21 protein-coding genes are annotated in these 21,574 nt (G+C 48.0%); 13 read left to right on the top strand and 8 right to left on the bottom strand.

Translation table 11 applies throughout. From position 1 onward, the window contains the following. Nucleotides 1-102: 102 nt before the first annotated feature. Nucleotides 103-1,095 carry a hypothetical protein gene (locus VNQ80_RS04265; RefSeq protein ID WP_325636215.1) on the bottom strand — a complete coding sequence of 331 codons (993 nt, stop codon included), beginning with the start codon at nt 1,093-1,095 and terminating at the stop codon, nt 103-105. 337 nt (nt 1,096-1,432) lie between these two features. On the opposite strand from VNQ80_RS04265, the gene VNQ80_RS04270 reads away from it, so the two are divergent. Together VNQ80_RS04270 and VNQ80_RS04275 are read left to right on the top strand one after the other, a co-directional pair. Then, entirely contained in the window at nt 1,433-2,251 is an 819-nt protein-coding gene (locus VNQ80_RS04270; RefSeq protein WP_325636216.1) for a HipA family kinase, read from the top strand. Continuing rightward, nucleotides 2,248-3,108, top strand: a complete 861-nt coding sequence (locus tag VNQ80_RS04275) for a DUF3037 domain-containing protein (RefSeq protein WP_325636217.1) — start codon at nt 2,248-2,250, stop codon at nt 3,106-3,108. Before VNQ80_RS04270 ends, VNQ80_RS04275 begins: the two co-directional genes overlap by 4 nt. 171 nt (nt 3,109-3,279) lie before the next feature. Here VNQ80_RS04275 and VNQ80_RS04280 read toward each other — a convergent pair whose 3' ends face one another. From VNQ80_RS04280 to VNQ80_RS04290, 3 genes are all read right to left on the bottom strand, one after another. Further along, complete coding sequence (locus tag VNQ80_RS04280) at nt 3,280-3,873, bottom strand: hypothetical protein (protein ID WP_325636218.1); 594 nt, start codon at nt 3,871-3,873, stop codon at nt 3,280-3,282. Nucleotides 3,874-3,972: 99 nt separating this feature from the next. After that, nucleotides 3,973-4,365, bottom strand: a complete 393-nt coding sequence (locus tag VNQ80_RS04285) for a hypothetical protein (RefSeq protein WP_325636219.1) — start codon at nt 4,363-4,365, stop codon at nt 3,973-3,975. 320 nt (nt 4,366-4,685) lie between these two features. Beyond that, nucleotides 4,686-5,564, bottom strand: coding sequence for a nuclear transport factor 2 family protein (locus VNQ80_RS04290; RefSeq protein ID WP_325636220.1), 879 nt, complete (start codon nt 5,562-5,564; stop codon nt 4,686-4,688). A 794-nt stretch (nt 5,565-6,358) separates the two neighbouring features. On the opposite strand from VNQ80_RS04290, the gene VNQ80_RS04295 reads away from it, so the two are divergent. Genes VNQ80_RS04295 through VNQ80_RS04305 form a run of 3 tightly spaced genes read left to right on the top strand, consistent with a single transcriptional unit; the run spans nt 6,359 to nt 12,461 of the window. After that, the gene (locus VNQ80_RS04295) at nt 6,359-7,882 is read left to right on the top strand and encodes a hypothetical protein (protein WP_325636221.1); all 1,524 of its coding nucleotides are present in this window, start codon (nt 6,359-6,361) and stop codon (nt 7,880-7,882) included. 11 nt (nt 7,883-7,893) lie between these two features. Further along, nucleotides 7,894-11,076 carry a SusC/RagA family TonB-linked outer membrane protein gene (locus VNQ80_RS04300; RefSeq protein ID WP_325636222.1) on the top strand — a complete coding sequence of 1,061 codons (3,183 nt, stop codon included), beginning with the start codon at nt 7,894-7,896 and terminating at the stop codon, nt 11,074-11,076. Between the two features lie 20 nt (nt 11,077-11,096). Further along, nucleotides 11,097-12,461, top strand: a complete 1,365-nt coding sequence (locus tag VNQ80_RS04305) for a RagB/SusD family nutrient uptake outer membrane protein (protein ID WP_325636223.1) — start codon at nt 11,097-11,099, stop codon at nt 12,459-12,461. A gap of 72 nt (nt 12,462-12,533) precedes the next feature. Here VNQ80_RS04305 and VNQ80_RS04310 read toward each other — a convergent pair whose 3' ends face one another. After that, entirely contained in the window at nt 12,534-12,917 is a 384-nt protein-coding gene (locus VNQ80_RS04310; RefSeq protein WP_325636224.1) for a hypothetical protein, read from the bottom strand. A 110-nt stretch (nt 12,918-13,027) separates the two neighbouring features. Beyond that, entirely contained in the window at nt 13,028-13,945 is a 918-nt protein-coding gene (locus VNQ80_RS04315; RefSeq protein ID WP_325636225.1) for a hypothetical protein, read from the bottom strand. Nucleotides 13,946-14,085: 140 nt separating this feature from the next. Here VNQ80_RS04315 and VNQ80_RS04320 point away from each other — a divergent pair, with 140 nt between their 5' ends. From VNQ80_RS04320 to VNQ80_RS04330, 3 genes are all read left to right on the top strand, one after another. Further along, nucleotides 14,086-14,580 carry a hypothetical protein gene (locus VNQ80_RS04320; protein WP_325636226.1) on the top strand — a complete coding sequence of 165 codons (495 nt, stop codon included), beginning with the start codon at nt 14,086-14,088 and terminating at the stop codon, nt 14,578-14,580. 75 nt (nt 14,581-14,655) lie between these two features. Beyond that, nucleotides 14,656-14,853, top strand: coding sequence for a hypothetical protein (locus VNQ80_RS04325; protein WP_325636227.1), 198 nt, complete (start codon nt 14,656-14,658; stop codon nt 14,851-14,853). 24 nt (nt 14,854-14,877) lie between these two features. Then, nucleotides 14,878-15,147 (top strand): type II toxin-antitoxin system RelE family toxin, encoded by a 270-nt coding sequence (locus tag VNQ80_RS04330; protein WP_325636228.1) that lies wholly within the window; start codon nt 14,878-14,880, stop codon nt 15,145-15,147. Here VNQ80_RS04330 and VNQ80_RS04335 read toward each other — a convergent pair. Then, nucleotides 15,144-16,127, bottom strand: a complete 984-nt coding sequence (locus tag VNQ80_RS04335; RefSeq protein WP_325636229.1) for a helix-turn-helix transcriptional regulator — start codon at nt 16,125-16,127, stop codon at nt 15,144-15,146. The genes VNQ80_RS04330 and VNQ80_RS04335 overlap by 4 nt on opposite strands. 11 nt (nt 16,128-16,138) lie before the next feature. Next, nucleotides 16,139-18,301: a peptidase domain-containing ABC transporter gene (locus VNQ80_RS04340; protein WP_325636230.1), complete on the bottom strand. Its 2,163-nt coding sequence runs from the start codon at nt 18,299-18,301 to the stop codon at nt 16,139-16,141. Between the two features lie 112 nt (nt 18,302-18,413). Between VNQ80_RS04340 and VNQ80_RS04345 the strand changes: the two genes are divergently transcribed. The 5 genes from VNQ80_RS04345 to VNQ80_RS04365 form a co-directional block, all read left to right on the top strand. Beyond that, nucleotides 18,414-19,199 carry a rhomboid family intramembrane serine protease gene (locus tag VNQ80_RS04345; protein ID WP_325636231.1) on the top strand — a complete coding sequence of 262 codons (786 nt, stop codon included), beginning with the start codon at nt 18,414-18,416 and terminating at the stop codon, nt 19,197-19,199. Nucleotides 19,200-19,363: 164 nt separating this feature from the next. Further along, a complete protein-coding gene (locus VNQ80_RS04350; RefSeq protein ID WP_325636232.1) occupies nt 19,364-19,687 on the top strand; it encodes a helix-turn-helix transcriptional regulator in 324 nt (107 codons plus the stop codon). A gap of 139 nt (nt 19,688-19,826) precedes the next feature. Continuing rightward, nucleotides 19,827-20,171 (top strand): hypothetical protein, encoded by a 345-nt coding sequence (locus tag VNQ80_RS04355; RefSeq protein WP_325636233.1) that lies wholly within the window; start codon nt 19,827-19,829, stop codon nt 20,169-20,171. A gap of 367 nt (nt 20,172-20,538) precedes the next feature. Next, nucleotides 20,539-21,204, top strand: coding sequence for a DUF6266 family protein (locus VNQ80_RS04360; RefSeq protein ID WP_325636234.1), 666 nt, complete (start codon nt 20,539-20,541; stop codon nt 21,202-21,204). 11 nt (nt 21,205-21,215) lie between these two features. Beyond that, on the top strand, nt 21,216-21,574 hold a 359-nt coding region (locus VNQ80_RS04365), incomplete at its 3' end, for a DUF5675 family protein (protein ID WP_325636235.1).

Here is a 21,574-nt window from a genome sequence, read left to right on the forward strand (position 1 = left end):
TCAAACACACCCTGGAAAACATCATGGCAATCAACCATAAAAACTTAAAGGACCTCTATCCGCAGAACTATAAAAAAATGGTTCAGGAATCAAATATGTAGTTCATAGGGCGGATACACCAATTAAGCTATTTAAGTCTTCCGTAGAGGAAGCTTCATTAGCAAAGTTGGTTGCCAAAGAAATGGTATCCATGTTTTTGAATAAATAATTTGTTGACAGATTGATATATTGCGGCCTAGAAATTTTCTCTTCTTTTAATTTTTCATCTAAAGCTTGCTTGTATGCCGATTGGCATGCCTCTTCTTTCGGACATGCGGCACCCAAAGCCCAAAGAAATTCATTGCAGAATTGTTGATAAGTTTTTGAATATTGTTCTAGGCAAGATTGGAATTTCTGTGCATCATTATTGACTATGCCTCTTATAAAACTAGGCAGGAATCGTCGTGCAGATTCACGAGAGATAATCGTGTCAATATTTTTCTCAATCTCCGTCTTTAGTATCGGTTCCTTGGCAATTTTCAAAGTAATATTATTCCCCAAAAGCGGCATAGCCATATCATTGGCTTGGTGGGTTACTGCTAATTCTAGATAATGTAGAATGGCGTCCAATGATACTGAGCAGTAGGGCAAACTGTTATCTAATATATGGAGTTCATCCCAATCACCTTTCGCAGAAGGAACATAGTCTATCCAACCAATGATGCCAGAGCGCTCCTGGTATATGACAGCAAGAAAACCTTCGGACCATTCGTTCAGAATCCCACGATGTATTTCCTGATGACTTAAAAGCGTTTTTAATTCATTTAATGACTGGGGTTTTGTGGGGGGAGGAGTGCAGATATCGGCGATAAGTAAAAACTGAGTAAGCAATCTGTAGTTGGTTCTCGTTTGGCCATCATTAAGGAACATAGCTTGGTTGGAGCCATTATCTCGGTATAGACTCCACAAAGCATCTGAATATATCGCCTGCTCATTACCAGCTATGTTTAATTTGGCAATTATTTGCTTGAAAGAATCAGAGAATCCCTCAATCGAATTTAACCTTATCGCTTCTATTAAAGCAATTTCAACGCTCTCATGGTTTAACTGTCGCATCAATATCTCTCGTTTATATAGTCTTAACTCGTATACCGTTTAGCACATTTTTATGTGCTTTATAATATATAATAGTTGCTTTGGTGTGTTCGGCTTTATTCGTAAACGCCAAATTAGAACTCCTTACATAGCCCAAATTGTGCTGGTTGTTATAAAGGTAGAAGGTTCATCCCTGAACTCCAAACTTTATAACATCTTGTTTTAATGTATATCACCGCTATTTAGTTTTGGATAGATTTTTTTGGATAAAACCAAGAATATTTGAATAACTTGTTGAATAACATTACATTTACCATGTATAATTCCAATGTTCACCTAATTTAATGTAATTCGACCATTGTCTATCAAAGCACCTGAATTTAAACTTTCGTATGTATACGCTGTCGAAGCTCACAAGGAGTTGGCAAATAGTGCCAATATGCCCTTGGTTGTTTCGGCTGTCGATGTAGAAAGCGGCATACGAGGCCAGTATGTCGTTAAGCTGAATGATTCCGAACGCATGCATGCGCAGGGCCGGTTAAGGGAGTTGGTTGCCGCATTTATGGCGCTCGAGCTTGGAATACCTGTCGTTATTCCAGCCGTTATCGAGGTTAGCCAAGATTTTGTAGAAACACTGCGAGGCAAAGACTTCTACGGCAAGGCAAGCCGCAGTTTAGGGTATAATGTCGGGTCGGAATACTTGAAGAATATGCCTACCTTAGATAACCATATTCCTTTGGGCGAGGCGCAGAAAAAGATTGGGCAACACATTTTTGCGTTCGATTTGTTGATAGAAAATGTAGATCGCAATTTTGAAAAGCCGAATATGCTTACCGACGGCAGCACACTGGTTATGCTTGATCATGAATTGGCTTTCGGCTTTGCGCTAACACTGGGTTTTCTGCGTAACCCTATACCATGGGCCATCACTGAAAACGACCATGGGTGGATTACGGCCCACTGTTTGCATAGGCGGCTTAAGGGGTGTGTGGACGAATTAGCCGATTTTAGCGATAAATTGGTTAATTTAGACGCCGAATTCTGGGATAAAGTAGGCGAATTGATTCCGGCCGAATGGTTTGATGAGACGCTGTTTACCGAAATCAAGAATCATTGCGACGGAATGGTTGCCCATCGGGATGAATTTATACAGGGTATTAAGCAACTTTTAGCATGAAAACGTTCGAATATCAATTGCTGCAATTTCAGCCCGACAAGGTATCGGGTGAGTTCCTCAATATCGGGGTGGTTGTATTTGATGTCGCCGGGCAGCGTGTCGCGTTCGATCTGTTAAACAGTGCGGCCGGCATTGCGCAATTATTCTCTGGCATCCCTACCCGTTATCTCACCAAGCAGCTCCACACGTTATATTCGGGTTTAAATAAAATAAAGCAATCGCTCCAAAACGACTTGCCGTTGCGTCAATATGCCTCGGTTGAAGAGATTACCCGAGCTGTTTTCCCGCGGGATGACAGTGCGGTGTTGTTTTCAGATGTACGTAAAACATTGGGTGTAGACCTCGATACCGTTACGGCCGAACTGGCCCACCGGATGATTACCGTACGCCATCTAGACAAGGGCCGAGACGACGTGAAGTCAGACCGGGAGCTATGGGCCAAGGTGTACAAGCGGTATTTCGACGAACGGAACATTTCGCAGTATCTCGTACCGCGTACAGTAACCACGAAGTACGCCGAAATCACGTTCGACCATAGCTGGCAAAACGGGCATGTCAACTTTTTCGAATCGGCTAACTTTGATTTGCTCCGTGAAGATAGCATCAAAAATAAGGTGCGACGCTGGGCAGGGCAGATTGATGAGTTAGCCACGTCTAATGAAGATTATCACCTTTACTTGTTCTCTCAAATGCCGACAGGTAAGCCCGATTTAGCTCAATATATCAATAGTTTCTTAGCTGATAAATCAACCGATAAGGTGAAGGTAGAAATCGTTACACCAGATGATGCTGCGCAGATTACTGATGGGTTGAAACTTAAGATGGCTATTCACGACGGTGATAACGACCCTTTTTAATTAGCCGAATTTTGCGGGGATATCCCCCTGACTCCAACCCTTGTTTGCGGCTGCACATTGGTTTCGATTAAATTCACAAACACAAAAATTCAGTTTTTTTTGCACCAAATTACGGGCTTCCGTAAAAGGAGCCTTACAAATTACAACCGATTACACGATTAAAGGCAAATTTTATTGCAAGAGAGCGGGATTTTGTTGATTCAATCGGGCTAGGCCTAGCAACATATTCTTGAATATCTCTGTATCAAATATGGTTGACGATTTGTTTTCCTCCAACCGCTTCAGTAAGCTGTAGACCATTTTATACAAATTCCTGTCTATTGATGTGTCATTAGTATTAACCTCTAATTGCTTTATTCTGATTACCATCGCTACTTCGAGTTTAATTATGTCGGGATACTTTTCAAGAATTTCTATATAGAACGGATTTGATGAAAGGTTATGTAATTCATTAATAAAATGGTTGCAAATCCGAATCTGTTGTAGGCGGCTTGCTTCATCAGATTTCTGCTTCGCTTGGGCAGGGTTAGCGGTGTCTAAAGAAGATATGAAAGAAATAAAGTATTTCGCAATAAGAGAGGCTAACAATATTTCTCCTCTTTTATAATTAAATCTATCAAGCCTTTCTTCTAACTCTACCGTTCTCCTTGATAAGGCGCCGTGTTTATAGCCGAATATAATGGCGATTATAACAGAAACGAGAGAAATGATTAGCGTACCGATATCAAGGGTAGCTTGAGTTAAATAGCTTAGTATGGTTGTCATTTTGAAAATGATTTATCCAATCCTAAATTCTTATATAGTAATTTTAAATGTTGAACAGCATTACCAACATTTACTTTACCTCTTACAAAAACACCTTCATTAACTACCATTATAACTTGGGGGCATAATTCCTTTAACGGATAATTTTCCGCCATTGACAACCATATCTTTTTTAAACTGTGCTTGTTTTCTACCTTTCCCTCTTAAATAATCTTCTTCGTGTTCCAACATGTCGCGTAAGTCCTTTGCCTCCGGTAACGAGTTTATAAACTCATCAATTTGTTTAGACAGCGTACGGTTACTTTTCTTTAGTTCGTTTGCCCACTTTAATGAATTAGCAAGCGCACTGGCAAAGGGCCTTACTGCCAAAGCTCCTTTTTTAGAGACATCACTCTCATACTTGCTTTTAACAGATAAGATAATCAACTTTGCTTGATCAAGTGATGTTTCAATAGCCTGCCTTAATCTATTCCTAATCGTAGATTCATCCATTCCATAAATTCTTTTCGTCAAAAATCTCTTACTTCAGTCTGCTAGTCTGCTAAATGCGCGACAATAATATCAACGGTTTCCCGTAAAGAGTGGGTACCGCGTTAAGTTGCTTGATATTCAGGTTCATTGGTTTTGTTTTCTGGCATAATCAATCGGTTTATAATGTTATCGTTTCACAATCGGTGGTTCTATTGCATTTTAATCATCACTAGTTTCCTTATCATCTGTGTCTTTATTCTCTTACTTTGCAATCAGTGTTGCTCACTCGTTGTCGACCATTTGAAATAAGCTTGTCAAGTGCGGAGTCTAGATATATGATTTTAACTATAATCCGTCAGTTTTGAAATTTTACCGTCTGGCGAAAACTCAAAAACGGACCTACCTGAAATCTGTATCGTATCGCCCTCTTTTATACCATTTGGGAAATCCATCCCCGCTATTGCTTCATAAGCAACAGTGATTTCCGTAGCATTGGGTTTGTGAGTTAGGGATAGGATTGTTTGTCGCCGTTCAGTAAAGTAGGCAAGTGCCTCCGCAGCTTGCTTCTTAAACTCGTCAATCCCTTCCAGATGCAAGGTTGACTGGTTGTTTTCGTAGTGGTCAAAAACTATCGTATCCGCCATGTGAACCACCATATTAGGCGCATCCAATTCGTTGTAAGCTTTTATATAAAGGTAGACTATTTTAGTCCTTTCATTTAAAATTTCAGGACCAGGAAGGGAAGCGCTTTCATCTTCACCGATTGGCCCGTATAATTTTCTGAAAGTCTCTAACACATCCAGTCCTAAACCTTCTATAAAGCATATTAATTCCACGGCCAATAAATCTTTAGCTTTCTCATTTACGAGCCTGCTAATTTTGTTTTCTGCCATCCCAATATTTTGTTCCACTTCACTTTGCTTAAGCATGTGTTTCTTTAGAAACCTCACATCCCTTGGCAAATGCTGAAACCCTCCCAAAAGGTTGTTTTTTGGCCTGTCCGGGTAAATGAAGTTTATTGCATTTACGAATTCTTTGTCTTCTAAATCGGATAGTTTTATTGCTATGAAAATGATCTTATAAAACTCCTCCGGTAAGGGCTTAGCTGTATCTTTGTTATTCAGATCGTTCATTCTGGCGCTTTTTATATTTGCCAAGCCCCTAACTTTTTCTTTCCTCACCCCCAGTTTATTCAGATAAGCTCCTAATAGTGTTGCCATATTAATTATTTATGTGACTTTTAATTGAAATACTTTGAAAAGTCATATTAATGCTATATATTTGTTCCGTTGATATGCGAATTTGAATGAGAGAAGTACTCTCATTTACGATGTCACTCATGGGTGAAAACCGCCAATATTCCACATGAGTCGATGCGGAGTTCGCTTTCTATTGGATTTTGTATCTTTGCGATATAGTCCAATAGAGCGAACTCTTTATAAGACTTTGTGGAACTTAGGTTTCGACTTAAGGGGCGCTTGGCGGTGCCACATCCAAAGCATAAGAGTTCGCTCTATTGGTTTTTACCAATTTGCTTACCCTTAAGCTTCTTGAGTGCACGTCGTAATCATAAACCATAGCGATTATGAGAACGATATTTACCAAACAACCAAAGCACCTAGTCTGCAATTCACTTGCGGAAGGTATTGCACAATGCGATGCCCAACCGGTACATGCCCAGTCCTTACAACCTATTTCAAAAAACGTGAAGCGTCGCCCTGTATAATGCGTCCGAAAATATCGCAACCCATAGGAAGTTCAGGCGGGCAATAAAAAAGGCCTGCCCTGAATACAGGGTACACCCCCATCTTCTTTGGTTGCTACCGACCCCAATGCTGAATGAAAAAACCCGTTTTTGTTCAGGTTGGAGAAGGTGTTTATTTTCGGTTACTCTGCAACAGCTAAAAGTAGACGCTTTTTTCCATACTAACAAGTAAAACGTATAAATTTTCTTCGCATTGGTTGGTCGGATTATGAAATGAATTTTTCTTAAACCGTTAAAAACCAATGATAAATGAAGCGAATTTTACGCATAGGGGAGGGGTATGCCTTTTCCAAACATAAACTTAAACGCACTTATATACGATATTTCAGCCTACTGGCTGTATTGACGACCATGTGTTTGTATGCCGTGAAGCAGGTTTCCGCCCAAGGGGCGGAGCCTGCGGCTACGGCAGTCGCAGACATCAAACCTTTACAAATAGGGGATACTATTCCCGAAGCATTATGGGAGCTTCCTTTACAGGTGGTAAACCATCCGGATGGAAAAAATATAATCACGCTCAATGACTATCGGGGTGCCAGATTGCTTATTCTGGAGTTCTGGGGTTCAATGTGCCCACCCTGTATCGAAGCCATAGATAAGATAAACCGGTGGCAAAGTGATTTTGGTGATGATTTTGCCGCGTTACCGGTACTTACCCGCTCTAAAAACTTCGAGCAGTCCCTCTCACTCATCAAAAACCGAGAATGGAGCTTGCCGAGTGTTGTAAATGATACGCTCCTTGATCGGGTTGCATTGAGCCGATACCTTCCGGATTGGGGAGACGTATGGATTCTGGACGGAAGGTTATTGGCCGTACCCAAATTTGGCTATCTCACAAAAGAAACGATCACTGCTTTACTTGAAAACCGGCGGGTCAACTTTGTAAATAAACGAAATGTACAGGCCATCAACCCGTACCAACCGATAGCCTTACCAACTATTTGGGAAGATACTGCGGCGGTGGTCAAATCACAAAGCCGTATCATCGGATACCTTCCCGATCAAGATAAGGTGTTCCCAACGTATGAACAGCGTAATGATTCCACATTTTTATACATGTGGAATTGGCCAATTACCAACCTCCTGTACGAAGCGTATAAGCCAGACATTCACCCTTATCTAAACATACGGCAGGGAATCGATTGGGAAGTGCCGGAAAGCTTCCTCGAGAAAATAAATTGGAAAGTTCAGCCTGAATATTCCGCGGATTATATCACTAGGAGGGAGCAATGGAGGGCCGATAATTATTATGGCTATCAATTGATTTATCCGGGTTTACTTACTGATAAGGAAGCAAGGAGGATCATGCAGCACGACCTGAACGCGTTTCTAAGTAGCCGATTTGATATTCGGGCAGAAATTAAGGAACAGGGATTCCAGAAGTATGCCGTATTAGAACCCATACAGAATACCGAGCAGGCGAAAAATAACCTGGTCGCCCGGACAGATTCAATATACACGGATCATGACGAGAAGAACCTAGCGTTTTATGGGTACGGATTTTCAACGTTGGTGCACAACATCAGCACCGCTATCCGTGATAATCCCAACCTTAACCTCACGATCCGTGAGGTGGCAGACAGTACCGGAATCGAGGGGAACTTCAAATCCACTTTTAGTTTACCCAGAAGGCTCCGGGAGCGCAATCGCCCCTTGGCTGAAATTCAGTCAGTACTGAGACAATATGGACTTAAACTCGACATTGAAAGCCGTGAGCTGCCCATACTGGTCGTATATCAAGTAGAAAACCGCAAAAACAACAGTCAACCCTAATTTAAATATTTATGAAATATTTTTTTCTTTTGTTTATGACCGTCTCTTGCCTGAGTGGCGGTCTACATGCCCAAGAACAGTTGAATGGAGTGGTCTCGGACGCAGAAGGTAATCCGCTGGCCGGCGCGAGTGTGCGCTACAGGCATTCAGAGGGTACGGTGGCGACTGCCCAAGACGGTTCCTTTGTGCTGCCGGTGCCCAAACGGGCGGACTCCCTGCTTGTGTCGTTTGTCGGGTATCTCAACAAGAAAGTGCCTATTCAAGCCGGCCAAACCGGCCCACTGAGCATTAGATTGGATGCCGATCCGAACGCCCTGGAGGAAGTGGTGGTCAGTACGGGATATTACGAAGTCCCCAAAGAACGGGCCACCGGTTCTTTTGAATTTGTGGATAACGGTCTGTTGAACCGTTCAATGGGCCCTAATATTCTCCAGCGGCTCGAGGGAACCGTCCCAGGGCTTCAATTTGTCGAGCCCCAGTCAACGGAAGCATCGGGCATCCGTGTACGGGGGTTGAGCACCATAGAGGCCGATAGCAGGCCGCTTATCGTAATCGATAATTTTCCATACGAAGGCGATATAAACACCATCAACCCATACGATGTCGAGAGCGTTACCGTCCTGAAGGATGCAGCCGCTGCATCCATATGGGGCGCAAGGGCAGGAAACGGAGTGATTGTTATCAATACCAAAAGTGGCCAATATAATCAATCTGCACGGGTGTCGGTAAGTGCCAATGTACTGATCGGACAGAAGCCCGATTTATTGTATAACCAGAGTTTTCTGCCCGCTCCTACGATTATGGAAATACAGAAGGAAATGTTTGGACGAGAAGCCTATCGGGAGCGGAACCAGACTTATATTCCGCGATACGTGGAACTGTTAATTAAACAGCGTGACGGCCTCATCGGCGAAGCTGAATTTAAGGAAAGGGAGTCGTTCATGCGGCAGACGGATCTGCGACGGGACGCCATGAATTATCTTTATCAGCCATCGGTAACACAGCAATATAGCGCATCGGTCCGTGGTGGGGGAAGCAATTACCGATATGGGCTGACGGCGGGATATGATCATCGGGTATCAAACGTTGTCGGCGATGGTACTGAGCGCATAAACCTCAGTTTACAGAACACTTTCCGTATCAGGCCGAATCTGGAATTTTCGGGCGCGGTGTGGTATACCGATCAACGAGGTACGAATAACGGCATCGAGTACAATGATCTGTTTTTTTCGTTGGCACCGAGCGAAATCTATGATGCACTGGTAAATGCCGATGGTACACCGGGCGTAACGGCCAGTCAATTCCGTGAGGCCTTCCGTGAGCAATCTCAAAAAGAGGGGTTGCTCGATTGGATGTACCGGCCTCTGGATGAGCAACGGCTGCTTGACAATACGTTTGGCAGTAAAGAATTCCGCTTGATCGGCGGGGTGATGTATAATGTTCTGAACGGACTTGATTTTCATGCCAACTACCAGTATACGGGTGGGGATGGGTGGAGCCGTTCTTACCACGATCCCGAAAGCTATTTTGTGCGGGATTATGTTAATCGGTTTACCCAGGACGATGGGACATCACCGGTGCCTTATGGCGGAATTTTGGATATGGGTAAACCTTCCCGGCACGTTACCCATTCGGGCAGGGTACAGCTTGATCTAGACCGGTCGCTCGGAAGTGAGCATCACATTGCTGCCCTGACCGGTATGGAAATCCGGCAGCGTATTCTGGATATGACTCCTGCGCTCCGTATCTATAACTATGAACCAGAAGTGGGGACCGGAACCACCGATCTGGATTTTAGGAAGTCCTACCCGACAAGACCGCAGGGATCTGCAAAGATGCTGAACGTGGCCAGCGCGGCAGAAGCACCGGTAAGGACGACCGACCGTTTTCTTTCCTATTTTGGTAATTTGTCTTATTCCTATCGCAAACGCTATATCCTTTCCGGTAGTCTGCGGTGGGACGGCAGCAATTTGCTGGGGGTAAAAACCAACCAAAGGGGCACCGTGCTTTGGTCTATAGGCAGCAGTTGGACCGTGAGTGACGAACCGTTTTTTGAGGTGGGGGGTATTGATTATCTCCGTTTGAGAACAACCTATGGGAGTGCCGGCAATATCGATAAAAGCCAAAGCCATTACCCCACCATAACTGTAGGGACAAATAGCCTCACCGGATTGAAAGAGTCTATACTCAGACACCCCGGAAACCCTTCATTACGTTGGGAGCAGGTAAATACGTTTAATGCCGGTATTGATTGGCGTCTGTTTGGTAACCGCATAAGCGGAAGTCTTGAATATTACAACAAACAGGCGCATGACCTGCTTGGAAACCGGGCAATCGATCCGACGATTGGTGCGGGAAGCACTTTTATGGTCAATTATGCGGATTTGATGACCGAAGGGTGGGATGTACAGGTCGAAACGCGCAACCTGGTGGGCGCTCTGAAATGGAACACGTCATGGCTTTTAAGCTATACCTATAATCACGTTACCCGTTATAGCGGCCCGGAAAGTAGCGTCAGCCAGCATCTGTCTTCAAACCCGGTCAAAGAGGGTGAGTCCGTTGATCTGCTTTATTCAATCCCATGGTATGGACTCGACGGTTCGACAGGCATGCCCATAGTATATGTGGATGGTCGGCCCACCACAGATTATTCCAAACCCTACTTTAATCTTTACAGCGTGGAGGATCTCTTGATTGCGGGAGTACGGGTGCCACCACTTTTCGGATCAATTAGGAATGGGTTTTCATGGAAGGGAGTCGAACTGAGTGCATTGGTAAGCTTTAAAGCAGGGTATGTGTTTAGAAGAAAGTCGCAGGCTCCAGGATACGAATATTTAACTTCACCAGACATTCACATGGATTACTTTAAGCGCTGGAAGAAACCCGGTGACGAGCGCTTTACAAATGTGCCTGCTTATCAGCAGAATGGTTCAAATGCCGGACTGTTTTATCTGGAATCCGAAGCACTCGTCACCAAAGGGGACCACATCCGTCTTCAGGACATCAGCCTAAGTTATAACATTCCGCAAAACCTATTGGGAGCAACTGGCATACAGGCCTTTCGGATTTATGCTTACGCCCGCAACCTGGGTATATTGTGGAAAGCGAATAAGAACGGCATCGATCCGGATTATACGGATGCGGTCTACGTCGCTCCCGGTACATGGGCTTTTGGAGTACAAATTAATTTTTAATTCTACGATATCTGAATAACATGAAAACATTCATTTTCATTCTTTCATTAGGACTTTTTACCGCTTGTGGCGAGGCGTTTCTTGATACAAAACCAAACCAGCGACAGCGAGTCCCCGCTTCCCTGGAGGACTACCTCGGATTAATGGACTACCATGAAATGATGAACAAATATAGCAGCCATGTATTGGCATTTATCGGAAGCGACGAGTATTATATGACCGATCAGGAATACCATGGTTTCCCGGTTGGCTTGGCAAACAATTACCAGAAAAATGCCTACACGTGGAATAAGGTAGTGTACGAAGGTAACGAACCCCTGTCAATTGATTGGACGCGGGGATATACACGGATTTTATGGACAAATGTTGTTATCGACGGATTGGACCGTGTGCTGTCCCACGAGAGCAATTCCCAACAATGGAAACTGGCAAAAGGGGCGGCCTTGTTTCACCGGGCACTAAATTACTACAGCCTTGCCCAATTGTACGCACCGGTCTATACCGAGGGGGCAACGGAGAAGTTAGGGTTGCCGCTCAGGCTTGAGCCCGACGTGATGGAGGTGGAACCCCGCGCGTCGCTTGCCGATACTTATCGGCAGATAATAACAGATCTGACTACGGCAGAAGGCCTTTTGCCTGATTTGCCTTCGGTGCTCTATCGACCCAGCAAATGGTCGGTATTTGCATTGTTGGCGCGCTGCTACCTTCAGATGGGAAAATATGATGAAGCCGGCTTGTACGCTTCCAAATGCTTGGATATAAAAAAGCATTTAATCGATTTTAATACGCTTGATCTGACCCTTTCTTTTCCCCTCCCTTTAAATGGTGAGGGAAATGAAGAGGTGATTCTACATACTTTGCTGGGCGATGACATTGCTTTGCCGCGCTCGTTTTACAATCCGGATACAACCTTGGTTGCCAGTTATGAAAAGGGTGACTTAAGAAAGGAGGTGTATTTCAAAGATGAGCGGTTTTCGGGCAGTTATGACGGAACCAGGTTCTATTTTACCGGTTTGTCCATCAACGAAGTTTATTTGATTAAAGCCGAAACTGCGGCCCGAGCGGGTGATTTGGAGGTAGCTTTGGATTATCTAAATACATTACGGAAGAACCGTTTCACAGCGGAGTCGTTTATAGCCATTGAATCAACAGATCAAAAGGAAGTGTTGGAAAGGGTTTTGCTTGAACGGCGAAAGGAATTGGTCATGCGGGGGATTGCGTGGCGGGATTTTCTCCGACTGAATCGGGAGCCGGAATTTGAACGGAAATTAGTGCGGAAAATAGATGATCAGTGGTTTGAGTTGCCGCCCAATGACAGTCGCTGTATCTGGCCAATTCCTGAGGATGCCGTAAGGATTGGCGGATATCCGCAAAATGAGCGGTGACTTAAACCGGTGGGCAAAAAAATCCCGGGATTAAAGCCGTTTGGTTTTTCCCGGGATAAAAAAAGACAGAAATTAATCGTGATATCGGTAGTCGTAACCTGTGGACGGTTCTGTCGCACCATCATCAAGAGCTTCCGAAACAGTGCTTCCAACCAATGACGAGGGGCTGGAGACACCGGTAACATCCAGCTTTACTGCGCAAATGATGTCCTCTTCGTTGCATCCGGGATCCGCATCTTCATCGAGCATGGCAGTAATCTCTTGATTGTCCTGATCATCCTGATTACCGAAGGGACTCTTGGGCTCGATTAAAAACCAGCGGTCATTGTTTTGCTTTTCAGTTACTTCCTTCACCACGGGTTCGTTCTCAACCTGGGCGACTTCGTGCTGACCTGTACCCAGTACATTCAGCACGGCGGCTATTAATAAGCCTGTAATTGTTTGTAATGTAATCATCTTATGATGTTTTGTAGTTTTGTTCAGCAATTTTTAACATGGACTTGCACCGTCCGTTTGTTTATGGCTTTTCCGCGGCCTTGGCGGATTTGCCGGAATCGATCAAGGACTCATGGTGTGCCTCCTTCCGTTGGTTGTTTCGATATACCTCTGAACCTTGCCTCGATGGCCATCGGACCGTATGTGGTTGTCAGCGCTTCCCAGTCCCCGGGCGCCAGCGGCATCAGTATGCCATCTTTGCCCAACTTAGGGTCTATGAAGCGGCGCAGCTCATAGTCGGGCTGCAGGATGCTATTCAGCACGTTGGCCAGGTAAAGGATAGGTTGTTTTTTATTTTCTGGAAAAGCCTTGACCTCCCGCTTGCGGAAGCTGAGCAAGTAGAATGCGGTGCGTTCGCCACCTTCGCGACAAACGGCGTAGCGGAAATGCTTTTTGTCTTTATCCAGCCCCTCGGAGATCCAGCAAAGGAAAGTCTCCAGTCGTTCGGTCCAGTTAAGGTCATACACCCATAGGTCGATTTCCGCAGAAAGTGTTTCCTCGGGGCGGCCGCCCTCAAATAAGTTGGTCCGCACCCAACGTACACGGTCCCATGGGCCGAGCATTTCAAGTGCGCCGTTTAGTGATTCGGGGAGTTCGGCTTGGAGGTAAAAGGCAGCAAACAGTCCATCCAGCCATTGCATCAGCACCGGGTCGCTTACAATCGGGCAGTGCGCGCAGGGTGCCGCTACGCGTGTGTACCGCCATTCCACGGTGCCATTGGCCAGTGTGAGGTACGCCACATGTCCATTGGTGTAGATAGGGTTGGAAAACCGGATGATAAAAGAATCTGCATGGGGGACGACTATAAGACGGGGGCCGAGCATGGCGAACCCCGCACCAACTAGTAAGTCCTCGTTGCTATGGCTCAGTTGCAGATACCGCCGAAAGTGTTCCATCATGGTTGGCGTGGTAGCCGGAACAGACCGAATTGCTTCCGCGTTAGCGATGGTGTCTTTTGACTTGATGGTGATGTCTTTTGCCTTGTTCATAAAAGCAAAAGTAGGGCAGGCCGGAGAGGTACTTTTGACTTATCTGGTATGAGAATTCTTGACTTATTTGGTAATGCTGTTAATGCGGTGAATTCATTACTTTAGCAGGGTGAATTGAACCGTATATTACGCTGATTAAAATGATGAAAACGATTCGCGTGCTACTACTGGTGCTCTGTGGCTGTACGGCAATTTCCTGCGCCAAAAACGACAATGGCGGCGACCCTACCGATCTGCTGGCGGGCACGCGCTGGCAGGCTGTGAGGATCGATGAAAATCCGGTATCAAACCCGCCCGGCGAGTTTCGTTATGCCAGTGATCACGACTTTCATACCAAGCATCAATATTACCCCTGGCAGGACTGCCAACTGGATGATACGTTTGCTTTCAAGAATGGCAAAATAGCTGTTGACGACAACGGCTCTCCGTGTTCGTATGGGATAGACCAAGAATTTGAGTTGGCAAGTCAGCCTTATGTGTACGATGAGGTAGCGAAGAAGCTGACCGTAGGCGCCGGAGAAGATAGCGTGACGTTCGATGTCTATGAGATCAATAAGTCGCGATTGAAGATTGGCCTCACCGTTGCGACCGCAGGTGGATTTAAATATATTGTATTCTTGTTTAGGAAGAGTTAGCAAATGCAGCCGCACCCGTAATTGGTTTTTAATTTGAATATACCTATATTTGTTAGGTATATAGTTTTTGATTAAATGGCTACATTGATTATCGAGAGTTCTGATCCAAAGAACGTAAAGCTGATTGCCGAACTAGCAAAGAGGCTTGGCGATCGCGTGAAATCCATTAGTGCTACAGAAACGGAAGATTTGTTTTTGGGTGATTTGATGAGCTCGGTGAAAACGGGTGAATACGTAGACAAATCCGACGTGATGAAGGCGCTGCGGTCTTAGCGTTAACCTAACATCTACCCCTTCATGAACCTGAAATTTGATAAATCTTTTTTAAAGTCTATTGAGAAGATTAAGGATGCCTCATTAAAACAGAAGATTGAGAACGTCATTGGTGAAGTGGAATCTGCTAAGGATTTGAATGATGTTAAGCAGCTCAAAAAACTGAAGGGTTATAAATCTTATTACCGCATAAAAATGGGCGATTACCGTGTTGGCATTGAATTGGAGCAACCTGGTGTGGTAACTTTTATCGTAATGGCCCACCGGAAAGAAATTTACCGACGCTTTCCTTAATAAGGCTTGGTCTTTTTTGGCGGCGCGCCAAACCGTGCCTTGTAGGCACGGCTGAAGTAGGCGGGCGTCCAGCCGACGTAGCGTGCTGCTACGGAAGGCGCTGAACCCTCGGCCAGCAACCGCGCTGCAACTTCCAGCTTTTGGCCGGAGATGTAGCTGCCGATAGGCTCCCCTAAATAGCTCTTAAAAATCAATCGCACATAATCCACCGATATCCGGAAGTGCCTGGCAACGGTATGCATGTTCACCTGCTCGCCCGATTCGATACTTGCGTCAATATGATTCTTCATCTTCACCGCCCACTCGGCATCGACAGCACGCTGCCCCGCTTGGTGGCCTAACGATTCGTGCGCGCAGAAAATAAGGTCGAGCGATAGGTTCTGCAGCGCCTGCTTGCGCCTGAGAAAGGTTTGCCCCGGCGCATGCAGAAACCGCTCGATGGATTCGGCTGCGCCATCCTGCATGGATAGGGGGGCACTCACCGCATGGACAGCCAGTTGGTCCTTCACGGCGGCAATCACGTTGGCTGGTATATCAAACTCGGGGCTTTCTTCGCGGAACAGTGCGGAAGGTTTGTGTACCACATAAAGGAGCCGGTGGGTGCCTGCTTTAAAGCGACAGCCATACCGCCCGGTTGGAAGATAAGCCACACGGTAGCGGTTTTCGGTGGTGCTGACCAGTATCTTCCGGCTGTCGTGAGCGGTAATGTTCAGCCGGCCTTGCAGCACGTACAGCCAATAAAGATCATACCGGGGGCACTGGATCGGGATGGTTCCCGCCGCGTAAGCCCTCACTTCGATGTAACTCACATAAACATCGGGTAGATCATAGGCCTGCTCCGATACCTGCCAATACCTGTGCCGCCATACCCCGTTGCTTGCCCCGGGTAATTGGTGTTTGCAATCCGCAATCGCGTTCGCTACAGTCTGCGGATCATGCACGCGGGCAGCTTCATCGGTTACCTGGATAGCGGGGAGCACGGCGTTTACGGTTAGGGTTGTATGGTATGGGCATTGGCCGCCACGCCATGGTCCGGTATGGCGGTGGCGGCAGTACCCAGGGGTGCGGAGCGGTCGGTGAAAGGCGTGAGTGAGCCGTTGTGCAATTGGTATACGGTGTCTGCCAGCGAAAGGCTGCTGCCGCTGTGGCTCACCCACAGGATGGCCATGCCGTTAGCTTTACAGCGAAGCAACAGGCGGTGTACGCGGGCCTCAGTAGCAATGTCGAGGGCAGACGTGGCCTCATCGAGCAGCAGCAACTTGGGTCTGCGGTAAAGTGCACGGGCCAACGCCACGAGCTGGCGCTGGCCGCCGCTGAGTAAGCATCCGTCGGGGCCCAGCGGCGTATCGAGCTGCTGTGGCAACGAATGGATAAGCGGTAGCAAGCCGAGTTCGTTGCAGAGGGCTTCGAGGCGTTCCAGGTCGGGTGTATCACCCAGGCATATGTTGGCCACCAACGTATCATCAAACAACTGGATGCGCTGGGACACGATCGTGACATGCCGGTGAAGGATGTCCTTGGCCACCAATTCCAACGGATGGATGCCCAATTGGATGCGGCCGGTTGTAGGCCGGTATTGGCCAAGCAGTAAAGCGAGCAGGGTACTTTTTCCCGAGCCGGAGGCTCCCCGGATAAGCGTAATGGTGCCTGGCGACAGGGCCAACGATATACCGCGCAGCGTTTCAGTGCCACGGCCATAGCTAAAGGATACGCCGTCTACCACCAGCGGAAAGATATCATCGGGCTCGAACCGTGTCGAGCCCGGTGGGTGCGCCACCGGAATATCCAACAAGCCGGAAAGCCGTTCAGCGGCTACGCGGGCTTCCTGCACGTGCTGGGCGAGCGGCAGCAACTGGGCGGCGGCTGCGCTGAAGTAGCCACTGATCGTGTAAAATGCCACGAGTTCACCGAGGGAAAGCTCACCGCCGAGCACCAATGAGCCCCCACCCCAGAGCAACGCCAGCGAAAAGCCCTGGGCGAAAAACGACGTGATTTCTTCAGCCCAGAGACTGGCCCGTGCCGAATGGAAGGTGGCGGCAAGGAAATCGTGGATACGGGTATCCAGTCGGAAACCATGCAGGCGTTCATCACCCTGCTGCTTGATGGTGCTTATGGCACCGAAGGTCGCTGTGAATTGTGCATCGAGTGCGGCATCGGCAACCAGCAACCGCCGCTGGAGGATACGGTGCAGGGCGGTGCTCACCCAATACACGCCCGTATAAGCAACGACGCTCAGCAGCAGCCATACCGCCAATGCGGGGTAGCGGGCAAGTGCCACGAGCAGCACCAGAACCAGCGACAACGCCGGTACCCCGGATTGGATAAGCAGGTCATTGACCAACCGCCGGATGAGGATCGCATCGCCCATCCGGGAGAGCAGCTCGCCGGGCTGCATGCTATCAAACACGGCTTGTGGAAGCTGCAACAGGTGTTTGCAGTACGCGCGCAGCAGCCGGCCGTCGATGAGCCGTGCGGTATGCAACGTGATGGACTTGCGTAGGCCGCTGGCCGCCACCTGGAGCAGGATAATGACCGCGAAGGCCAGCCCCATACGGTGCAACACATCGGCTCGCCCCGCTGGGATGATGCGGTCGGTAAGGATACCGACGAAGAGTGCACCGCCCATGGCCAATGCGGTAGCGAATAGGGCTAGGGCAAAGGCCTTGGCCAGGTAGCGGCGGTATGGCAGCAACAGTTGGAACATGCGGCGCCAGAAATCGGGGGTAGGCTCATGCTCATCGCGGAGGAAGGCAGGGCCGGGCAGGACAAGGAGTGCTGCGCCGCTCCAGTATTCTTCGAATCGTGCTAAGGGCCAGCGGTGGCGCCGCCCGTCGGCCGGATCTAATACGGTCACCGTGCGGCGGCCCGCGCGGGTTACCACCACGAAATGCGCACCGGTATCGGCATGGTCAAGGTGCACAATGGCGGGCAGTGGGGCTTGGGCCAATCCGGTGTAGTCGCCGCGCACGGTTTCTGCCTGGAAACCGAGCTTCAGGGCCGTATGCTGTAGGTCGGCTAAGGTGGTACCCATGGAATCGGTGCCTGCGAGCACCCGGATATGGGCGACGGAAAGCGGCTTGCCGTAATGCGCGGCAATACCCGCTAGGCAGGCCGCACCACAGTCACTGCTGTCGTGTTGGCGGATGTTTGTCATGTGTTTGTTACAATTAGGGTTTGCTATGCTTGGCTAGAATCGGTTATTTTGAACCAACTAATACGTTAAAGCTACCCTTTTTTGTCCTACTCGGACCTAAAATCGATTGTTCATGCTTGCTCCATTACATGCGGCACCGTTTGCTTATTTTCTGATTGCAGCCATGGTTGCAGTCAGCGTGGCTGGGTTGCGCAATCGGCGGCTGTTCGAGGCGTTGCGGATGCACCCGTATTCCTTGTATCGCGGTAAGCGGCCTTTCACCGCCCTCACGTCCGTGTTCGTACATGTAGACGAGCGGCATTTGCTGATCAATGGTGGCTTGCTTTGTTTGAGTTTGCCCGAAATCGAATACATGCTTATCGACGATTTTGGCCCTTGGATAGGCCGTTTGCTTATGCTTATGTTCCTGACGCTTTCATCAGCCTTCGCGGCCCTACTCGCCGCTATCCAACACCGCCGAAATGCATTGCACTGGTCGGCCGGTGCGTCGGCAGTCATTTTGGCGGCTTTTATGTTTTTCTTGATGTATTTTCCCGTGGACCCGATACTTGGAATGCCTAGCTTCTTCACAGATATACGGCCATTATGGATTGCGTTCGTCATTTTACTCGTTTTGGTTGTGCAGCTATGTTTGAGGGGGCCCGCGGGCGCCATCCATCTGTATGGCGCTCTTGCGGGTATGTTGCTGGCTTTTTTAATCAGGCCCGTTTCCCTCACTGAGATCTCAATCTTCGTATTAGAAGAAAGCGATAATGAATCCGCCTGGTACAATCATTCCACCGATTACACCGATGATAGCCCGGCCGAGCAACGATCCCTCCCGGCGTTTACCGCCTTGGATGGTTTCCGATTGTTCGACGTTGAGGCGGTCCATCCCCGTTGGGATTTGCAAGGTTGACGGATGAGCTGTGTTCGTATACATATTGTTTTTAGTTAATGCCTTCCGACATTGGAAGACAAGGGCTAAATTCCATTTTTAAAATGTAAACACCTAATAAGCAGTTGATTATATAAGTAGTGCTTATATTATTCATGGTAATATTTAATTAAAGAGTCGATGGTATGAAGTTTGACAGCTACAAATCAGAGGTCGGCGTCCGCATTAGGAAGCTCCGCTATGCGCGGAATATGACCCAAAGTGAATTGGCGAAAGCTATTGGCCGTTCGCAGCCATCTATCAACCAAATCGAAAGCGGTAAAGTGTTTCCGGAAGGCGAAACCTTGTATCGGTTAGGCAAGGCGCTAAAAACACCGGTAAACCAGTTTTTTCCCGACACGGTGCCCAACCGTATCCTAGGATCGTCGGTGTTTGGTTTACTTTGGTTACGCTTCCGCTATTGGTGGTACCGCCGCCGGCGTAACAAAACCGGCCAAGACCCGTCTTAACAATAGCGTTATGTACTAATTACTTACCAAGCCATCCCCATTCTTGGTGAAACGGGTTTTTTGCGGGCAGGAGCGGTCCTGGCCCGGATCCGTTGCTACGGTCCGGCGGATAGGCGTTGGCTTTAACACCCATTCTACGATGTTAAAGCACATGGAAAACATGGATGGACGGTTGGCGTCCATCGAAGGCAACTTGACTGCCATTGCACACGTTTTTATTAAGCTGGATGAAAGCGGCCTGTTCGAACAACTGGCAAAGAACCTGCCTGAAATCATTGCCTTTATCCGTCGAACTTTTCCTCCCGAAGAGGCTAAACTCTTCTTGCCCGATGTCATCGATTACCTGGGTATCAGCCCACGAACGTATTACCGCAAGGTAGCCCAAGGCAAGCTGACGCCCCGCAAGTGGGAAGGTCCCGATTTTTTCTACCGGCGCGATCTGGAGAAAGAGCGCATGGAGAGTAAGCGCCGCGGCCGGATCTGATTGCCGATCGGAATGGGTCCGGGATCGGCTATATCGTTGTCCCGCCCTGCTTCGGGTGCTGTTCGACTCGTGTTCGGCCGGTTGCCGAAGGGTTGTCGAACGCCTGCCGAAGGATTGTCGAAGGCGTGTCGAACCTTTCTCGAAGGTTCCCCGAACGATTGTCGAAGCGCAGTCGAAGGCGACTCGAACAACTGTCGAAGAAATGGCGGTGATTGGCACTGATTGGTGCCAATTGCTGCCAATCACTGCCATAAGTTGAATAGGGCGGCTTACCCGCCTACGTTTGTGCTCAGAAAGCGAAAATACCGGTATGACAATGCTTTCCGGAGTAACAAACGGATTTTTTAATAATTAAAATTTTTCAATTATGGCAGTTTTCAAAAAAGGGATCAACGGTGCATTCTCGGGTACCATCGGCAGCACGGTGGGCAGCAGCTGGCGGCACATCAACTACATGAAAAGTTTACCCAAGCCAAGCAAGAAACCGGCTTCACCGGCGCAGCTGGCGCAGCGAGCGAAGTTTGCGCTGGCGGTCAATTTCTTGCGGTCGATTAAGCCGCTGCTCAACCTGGGTTTCAGCGACAAGCTGCAGGGCAGGCAAACGGGCTACAACCGGGCGTTGCAGCTGATGATCGGCAAGGCAATAACGGGGGAATACCCTGATTTTACGGTAGTGTATGCCGAGGTGGTATTGGCGCAGGGCGGACTCGGCCCGGCCCAATCGGCGGTGCTTGTGCAAACCGGACCCGGGCAGCTCACGCTGAACTGGGACCCCGTTACCAACAAATATACCAGCTTTGCCGACGACGAAGCGGTAGTGGTGGTGTATAATGTTTCCAAGCGTTTCATGAACGTGTACGATGGAACGGAGCGTAGCGCGGGAAGTATGGACATCAGCATGCCTGCCTCTTTCGTGGGCGACGAGTTGGTGGCATGGGTATTTATGGTAAACCGTGATGGAGAGAAGACCTCCGACAGTGTGTTCGCCGGAACGTTGGTGCTGGAAAATGAAGTGGAGGAACCCGAGGGGTAGCCTTTACCTTAATGGCTATTAGACAACCGGAGACCATCGCAGCGGGGCTATTCCTGCCCCGCTGCTTTTTTCCGATTGAGCATTTAAAAGCACACAACATGGAAACGAAAATCATCCGTGTGGCCGGGGGGAAGCACAGTACCCTCAGCCACCTCTATATCGGTGGCCTTTTCTGCTGCTACCTGCTGGAAGACACCGTGCGCGAGGAGAAGATCGCGGGGCACACGGCCATCCCGCCCGGCGAATATGGCCTCTCGCTCAACCATTGGTCGGGCATGAACACCAGGTATGCCAAGCGCTTCCCGAAGCTGCACGAGGGCATGGTGGAGATCACCGAAATACCCAGCTTCCAGCTGGTGTTTATCCATAT

This window comes from Parapedobacter sp., assembly GCF_035556095.1.
Classification (GTDB): domain Bacteria; phylum Bacteroidota; class Bacteroidia; order Sphingobacteriales; family Sphingobacteriaceae; genus Parapedobacter.